We start from the raw sequence: 5,786 nt of genomic DNA on the forward strand, positions 1-5,786 counted from the left end.
GGCGGCCGCCTGCAGCTGGGATCGCCGGGCGGCCAGGCGCGCATAGTCGACGCCGCCGCCGACGAGGCCGAGCAGCACCGTCGCGACCAGGCCGAAGATGAGGGCGACGGCGCCGCTTCGGTCGGCTCCGAACGACCGGATGCGGGATGCCACGAACCCGAACCCGTGGCTCGACGCTTGCCCCGCTCGACGCCCGCTTTCCATCCCGACCGCCTCCTCGGCCCATCATGAACCTCGGGTCTACAGAGGCCGGATTAATGAATGGCCCTGATCGTCCGGCCGAATGCCGCACAGGACGCGCCGAACCGCGAAGGATGCTGCGATCAGGAAACAACGAGCGGTTGTTTCGAGAGGCGTAGACCAGCATCGCGTTGCCGTACGCGGTGACGGGCTTATAAAATTACACGCTTAGGTAGAGTTTTTGCGCGAGACGTTGGCGCAATCCGGCGTCGGACGCTCCAGGGCGGCGTGGTATCTAAAACCCAGAGTTGTACAACCGGCGTTACTCGGATGCGCACCGGGCGGATGTCGATTCTTCCGGTCGATCACAGAAATTTTAAAGCACTCGGCCTCTAGACTGCCGTCCACCCAGGGTTGGGCCGTGCCGACGATCGGCGGTCCGTGCCCCTTCAGGCTATCGATGCGCCGGACGATCCAGATACGCCGCGAGCTGCCGGACGACCGAAACGGACTCCCCGGCGCGATCGTCGCCTGGGCGACGGGTCTGCCGGCGCGCCTTCGTTCGGCATCCGGCAAGGGCGGACGCCACCCGCGGTTGCTGGCCGACCGGCGCGGCGTCGCCGGCGTCGAGTTCGCGATGCTGGCGCTGCCGTTCTTCGCCCTCCTCGGCGTCGTCGCCGAATCCGGCGTGGTCGTGCTCGCGCAGCAGACCCTCGACGTCTCGGTCGACCGGGCGTCGCGCCTGCTTCGCACCGGCGAGTTCCAGGACCGCGCCGACGGGTCCGATCCGAGCCAGCGCCTGCGCCAGCTGATGTGCGGCAATTCCAGCCTGTTCTTCGCCTGCCGCGAGGTCCGCCTCGACGTGACGCGCGCCGCGAGCTTCAAGGGCTCGCAGGTGGCCGAGCCCTACGACACACAGACCAAGACCGTGGCCCAGAGCTTCGGGACCCAGTTCCAGTGCCCGGCCGGGGACGACGTGATCGCGATCCGCGCGGCCGTCCCGATCCTGCGGCTGTTCTCGTTCCTCGACTTCACCGGCCGCCGCCTCTCCGACAACCGCCAGCTCCTGGTCTCGACCGTGATCTTCCGGGCGGAGGCCTACGACGCCAAGCCGTGCCAATGACGGCCTGCCGGGGCGGTCTGCGTCGGTTCCTGCGCGCGCGCGGCGGCGTCAGCGGCGTCGAGTTCGCCCTCGTCGCCCCGATCCTGCTCCTGATGTTCATGGCTTCGATCGAGCTGCCGCGGGCGTTCACCACCGCCCGCCGGGCCTCCCTCGCGGCGACGACCATGGCCGACCTGATCTCGCGGGACGACGTGACCGACGTCGCCGAGGTCTACGCCGCCGCCCAGGCGGTCACGAGCCCCTACGACCTCGCCCGCGCCGGGATCGTGCTCACCGCGGGGGGCGTCTACCTCGACGGGCTGACCCCCGTGGCGAAGGTCTGCTCCAGCGTCGCGCGCAACGACCCGCCCCGGTCGGCGGGCTCGACGATCGGACCAGCCCCGCCCGGCACCGCGAGCCCCGGGGACCGGCTGGTGATGGCGGAGATGCGCCTGCCCTACACCGCCGTGTTCAGCGTCTTCCCCGTCCTCAAGAACTGGACCTTCGTGGTGCGCAAGACCTGGCCGGTGCGGACCGGAAAGGCCTATCTCGGCCGCGAGGAGGTCGTGCTCCCCGGCGGGAAGCCCTGCGCGGTGTTCTGAACGGGGTTTTTGCCGGCGCGGTCATCCCGCGTCGCCGAGCGTCGTGTCGCCGTGATGGTCGAGGCCGGCCCGAAGGAGATCGCCGCCGGGCGCGAACATCGCAGCCCGACGACGGTGCGGATGCGGCACGAACCGGCGACGAAGGCCGGTGTTCGAATGGGTCCGGAAGTCCGCCATGCTCCCCACCTGGCAAGAGGCAACCGGAACGGGTTCGGCGACTTGAATAGCCCGGGCGCGATGGCGCTCGCCAGGAGCGACGCCAGACATGCCCGGAACCGAGATCCGCCTTGCCCTCGATGCGATCCCGATGGGGGGCATGATGGAGGGGGCGGCCGGGGACGAGAAGGTGCTGTTCGTGCGCGACGCGTCCGGCGTGCGGGCGTTCCAGGCCAAGTGCCCCCACCTCGGTGCGCCGCTGGCCAAGGGCGAGATCTGCGGCGGGCGCCTCTACTGCCCCTGGCACAAGGCCGCCTTCGCGCTGGCCGACGGCACCCTCGAAGAGCCGCCCGCCCTCGATTCCCTGACGCGCTACCCCGTCCGCATCGAAGGTTGCGAGGCCGTCGCCACCCTCACGCGGGAGCCGGCGCCGCGCAAGAGCGTGGCCGCGACCGTGGAGAGCGTGCTCGTCGTCGGCTCGGGCGCCGCAGCCATCGCCTGCGTGAAGACCCTGCGCCGCGAAGGCTATGCGGGGCGCATCACCCTGGTCGGCCGCGAGGCGCACCCGCCCTACGACCGGACCAAGCTTTCCAAGCAGTTCCTGGCCAAGCCGACCCCGCCGGACAAGGTGCTGATCGAGCCCGACTTCGCGCAGAGCAATCAGGTCGAGCGCGTCACCGAAGAGGTCGTCCGGGTCGATCCCGCCCGGCGCGACGTGACGCTCAAGGACGGCCGGACGCTCACGGCCGACGCGATCGTCGTCGCCACCGGAAGCCGGGCGGTGATGCCGGACTTCCCCGGCCACGACCTCGACGGGGTCTTCACCCTGCGCAGCCTGGACGACGCGGTGCGCGTCAGCGAGGCGGCGGGCGCGGCCAAGACGGTCGTCGTGGTCGGCGCCGGCTTCATCGGCATGGAGGCCGCCGCGTTCCTTACCAAGCGCGGGTTGTCCGTCACGGTTCTAGCCCGCGAGGCGGTTCCCTTCGCCGAGCGCTTCGGCGAGGCGGTGGGCGCGGCGCTGAAGCGGTACCATGCCGGCAACGGCGTCACCTTCGAGACCGGCTCCGTCGCCAGGATCGCCGGCAGCGGCCGCGTCGAAGCGGTCGAGACGGAGGACGGACGGCGCCTTCCGGCCGACATCGTCCTCGTCGGCGCCGGCGCCAAGCCGGAAACCGACATGGTCGTCGGCATCGAGGCCGAAGAGGGCGGCGGGCTCAAGGTCGGCGGCGACCTCAAGCTCGCGGACGGCGTCTGGATCGCGGGCGACATCGCCGCCTTCCCGGAGATGGCGAGCGGCGAGACCGCGCGGATCGAGCATTGGCGCCTGGCGCAGCAGCACGGCACGCACGTGGCGCACGCCATCCTCGGCCGGGGCGGCGCATTTGCGTGCGCTCCGTTCTTCTGGAGCAACCAGGGCGACAAGCGACTCGATTACGGCGGCTACGCCAAAGGGTTCGACCGGATCGTCCTGCAGGGCGACGCCGCCGCCCTCGATTTCATCGCCTATTACGTCACCGGCGACCGGGTGACCGCCGCCTGCAGCATCGGTCGCAACGGCGCCTTCACCGCGTTCCTGCACCTGCTCGGCCTCGGGCGTCTGCCCTCGGCGGCCGAGATCGAGGCCGGGGCGGATCTGCCAGCGCTCGCGAAAGAGGCTGCCTAGGATCTGCCTGGCGATCCATCGAGGACGGCAGCGGCAGTGGGCCTGAGCTGCCGCCGCGTCCGTTCCCCGGCAGGCGGCCGCTCGGGCCGGCGAGCCAAGCGGCCCGACGCAGAAGGCCAAAGCCTCGGGAGCGTCGTCGCAAAGCATCCGGCAAGGTGAGGCCCCGGCGGCCGAAGATGCGGGCGCGGTCCTGTTACACTTTTCGACAAATTCGGCGCAAAACCAAGGAAACCGCCCCGCAGGGATCGCTGTTCTTAGGCCATCGCAGCAGAGGAGATGCCAATGCGACTGAAACTTGCTGGCGCAGCCGTCCTTGCCCTCGGTACGATTGCAGCAACAGCCGGCGCCGCCGAGGCGCGCGACGGGTGCGGACCCGGAGGCCATCGCGGTTATTACGGGTATTGCCGTCCCAACGTCGTCTACCGGCCCATCGTCGTGCGCCCGGTCGTCTACGGCTACCGCCGCGTCGGCTGGTATGGCCCGCGGTGGCACCGCTGGGGTGGCTACCGCCACGTCGGCTGGCACCGTCCCTGGGGCTGGCACGGCGGCTACCGCCACGTCGGCTGGCACCACCGCTGGTAGGGTGGCGCCGGCATGAAACGAGGCGTCCGGCTCGCGCCGGGCGCCCCATTCGAGCATCAGCCTGCATGCGTCGCCCGGCGACCAGCACCCGGAATGTTGCCGGGCGACGGACGCGACCCGCGCAACGCCCCTCGCTCACCCCGGCCCCGATCCCGAACGGCCGGTCGCCCTTGGCGGGTCGTCAAGGATAGCGCACCGGCGGCGGGGAATCGGGCAGAGGGATGAACTCGGAATCGCCAGGCACGGTGTCGAAGCGCGCGCGGCGCCAGTCTTCCTTGGCCTGCTCGATCCGCTCGGGCCGCGAGGACACGAAGTTCCACCAGAGATGGCGCGGCCCATCCATCGGCTCGCCGCCGAGCACCATGAAGCGGGCGGCTTCCGTCGCGCGGACGCTGATCCGGTCGCCGGGTCGGAAGACCAGGAGCTGGCCCGGACCGAAGGTGTCGCCGGCGATCTCGATCACGCCCGACACCGTGTAGATCGCCCGCTCGTCGTAGGTCGGGTCCAGCGGCAGCGTCGCCCCGGCCTCCAGCGCCGCGTCGGCGTAGACCATCGGGCTCGAGGTCCGCACCGGCGACGCGGCCCCGAACGCCTCGCCGGCGATGACGCGGACCGTCTTGCCCTCGCCGGTCAGCGTCGGCAGGGCCGCGGCGTCGTAATGCTCGAAGGCGGGGGCGCATTCCTCGTCCTTGGCGCTCAGGGCGACCCAGGCCTGGATGCCGAACAGGTTCGAGCCGGATTGCCGCAGGTCGGCCCCCGTCCGCTCGGAATGGGTGATCCCGCGGCCGGCCGTCATCCAGTTGAGCTCGCCAGGGCGGATCGGCAGTTCGGTGCCGAGGCTGTCCCGGTGCATGATCTCGCCGTCGAAGAGATAGGTGACGGTCGACAGGCCGATATGCGGGTGCGGTCGCACGTCCATGCCCTTGCCGAGCAGGAATTCGGACGGGCCCATCTGGTCGAAGAACACGAAGGGGCCGACCATCCGGCACTCCGCCGACGGCAAGGCCCGCCGCACCGCGAACGAACCGAGGTCGCGCGAGCGCGGGACGATCAGCGTCTTGATCGCGTCGCAGGTGAAACGATCCCCGGGGATCGGGTCTTCCGCACCGTGCCAGCTCATGATGGATCCCTCCTTCGCGCGATCGTTCGAAGACCGGCGCCTTCGACCCTGGCGTTATGCGGCTTGCCAGCCAGGTCGGAAAGCGAAACGATGGAAACCCATCGTTTCCGGAACCTGCCGCATGCGCTTGCCCGATTTCGAGGCCTGGGCGATCTTCGCCAAGGTCGTGGAGGCCGGCTCCTTCGGCCGCGCCGCCTCCGAACTCGGCTTGTCGAACGCGACGGTGTCGAAGGCGGTGAGCCGGCTGGAGGCCCGCATCGGCGCCCGCCTGTTCCATCGCACCTCGCGCAAGCTCGCGCTGACGGAGGCGGGACGGGCGGCCAAGGACGGCGCCGCGCGCATCCTCGCCGAGGGAGAGGCCGCCGAGGCGGAGGCCCTGGC

General features: G+C 70.6%; 8 protein-coding genes. 5 read left to right on the forward strand and 3 right to left on the reverse strand.

Annotated elements, in window-relative coordinates; genetic code table 11:
* A partial coding sequence (locus tag FV222_RS15405) for a pilus assembly protein TadG-related protein (protein WP_246685483.1) occupies nucleotides 1-204 on the reverse strand: 204 nt, incomplete at its 3' end.
* A gap of 436 nt (nucleotides 205-640) precedes the next feature.
* On the opposite strand from FV222_RS15405, the gene FV222_RS15410 reads away from it, so the two are divergent.
* Nucleotides 641-1,303, forward strand: coding sequence for a TadE/TadG family type IV pilus assembly protein (locus FV222_RS15410; protein WP_238272218.1), 663 nt, complete (start codon nucleotides 641-643; stop codon nucleotides 1,301-1,303).
* Nucleotides 1,300-1,884 carry a TadE/TadG family type IV pilus assembly protein gene (locus tag FV222_RS15415; RefSeq protein WP_147753806.1) on the forward strand — a complete coding sequence of 195 codons (585 nt, stop codon included), beginning with the start codon at nucleotides 1,300-1,302 and terminating at the stop codon, nucleotides 1,882-1,884. Before FV222_RS15410 ends, FV222_RS15415 begins: the two co-directional genes overlap by 4 nt.
* A 21-nt stretch (nucleotides 1,885-1,905) precedes the next feature.
* On the opposite strand, the gene FV222_RS29690 is transcribed toward FV222_RS15415, so the two are convergent.
* Nucleotides 1,906-2,061, reverse strand: a complete 156-nt coding sequence (locus FV222_RS29690) for a hypothetical protein (RefSeq protein WP_187277348.1) — start codon at nucleotides 2,059-2,061, stop codon at nucleotides 1,906-1,908.
* A gap of 88 nt (nucleotides 2,062-2,149) precedes the next feature.
* Here FV222_RS29690 and FV222_RS15420 point away from each other — a divergent pair, with 88 nt between their 5' ends.
* Nucleotides 2,150-3,703, forward strand: coding sequence for an FAD-dependent oxidoreductase (locus FV222_RS15420; RefSeq protein WP_147814973.1), 1,554 nt, complete (start codon nucleotides 2,150-2,152; stop codon nucleotides 3,701-3,703).
* A gap of 282 nt (nucleotides 3,704-3,985) precedes the next feature.
* Nucleotides 3,986-4,285 (forward strand): hypothetical protein, encoded by a 300-nt coding sequence (locus FV222_RS15425; protein WP_147753801.1) that lies wholly within the window; start codon nucleotides 3,986-3,988, stop codon nucleotides 4,283-4,285.
* A 181-nt stretch (nucleotides 4,286-4,466) separates the two neighbouring features.
* Here FV222_RS15425 and FV222_RS15430 read toward each other — a convergent pair whose 3' ends face one another.
* Nucleotides 4,467-5,405 carry a pirin family protein gene (locus FV222_RS15430; protein WP_147814975.1) on the reverse strand — a complete coding sequence of 313 codons (939 nt, stop codon included), beginning with the start codon at nucleotides 5,403-5,405 and terminating at the stop codon, nucleotides 4,467-4,469.
* A gap of 121 nt (nucleotides 5,406-5,526) precedes the next feature.
* Here FV222_RS15430 and FV222_RS15435 point away from each other — a divergent pair.
* Nucleotides 5,527-5,786: LysR family transcriptional regulator (locus FV222_RS15435; protein WP_147814977.1), on the forward strand; the 260-nt coding region annotated here is incomplete at its 3' end.

The sequence above is a fragment of the Methylobacterium sp. WL103 genome (assembly GCF_008039885.1).
GTDB classification, from domain to species: domain Bacteria; phylum Pseudomonadota; class Alphaproteobacteria; order Rhizobiales; family Beijerinckiaceae; genus Methylobacterium; species Methylobacterium cerastii.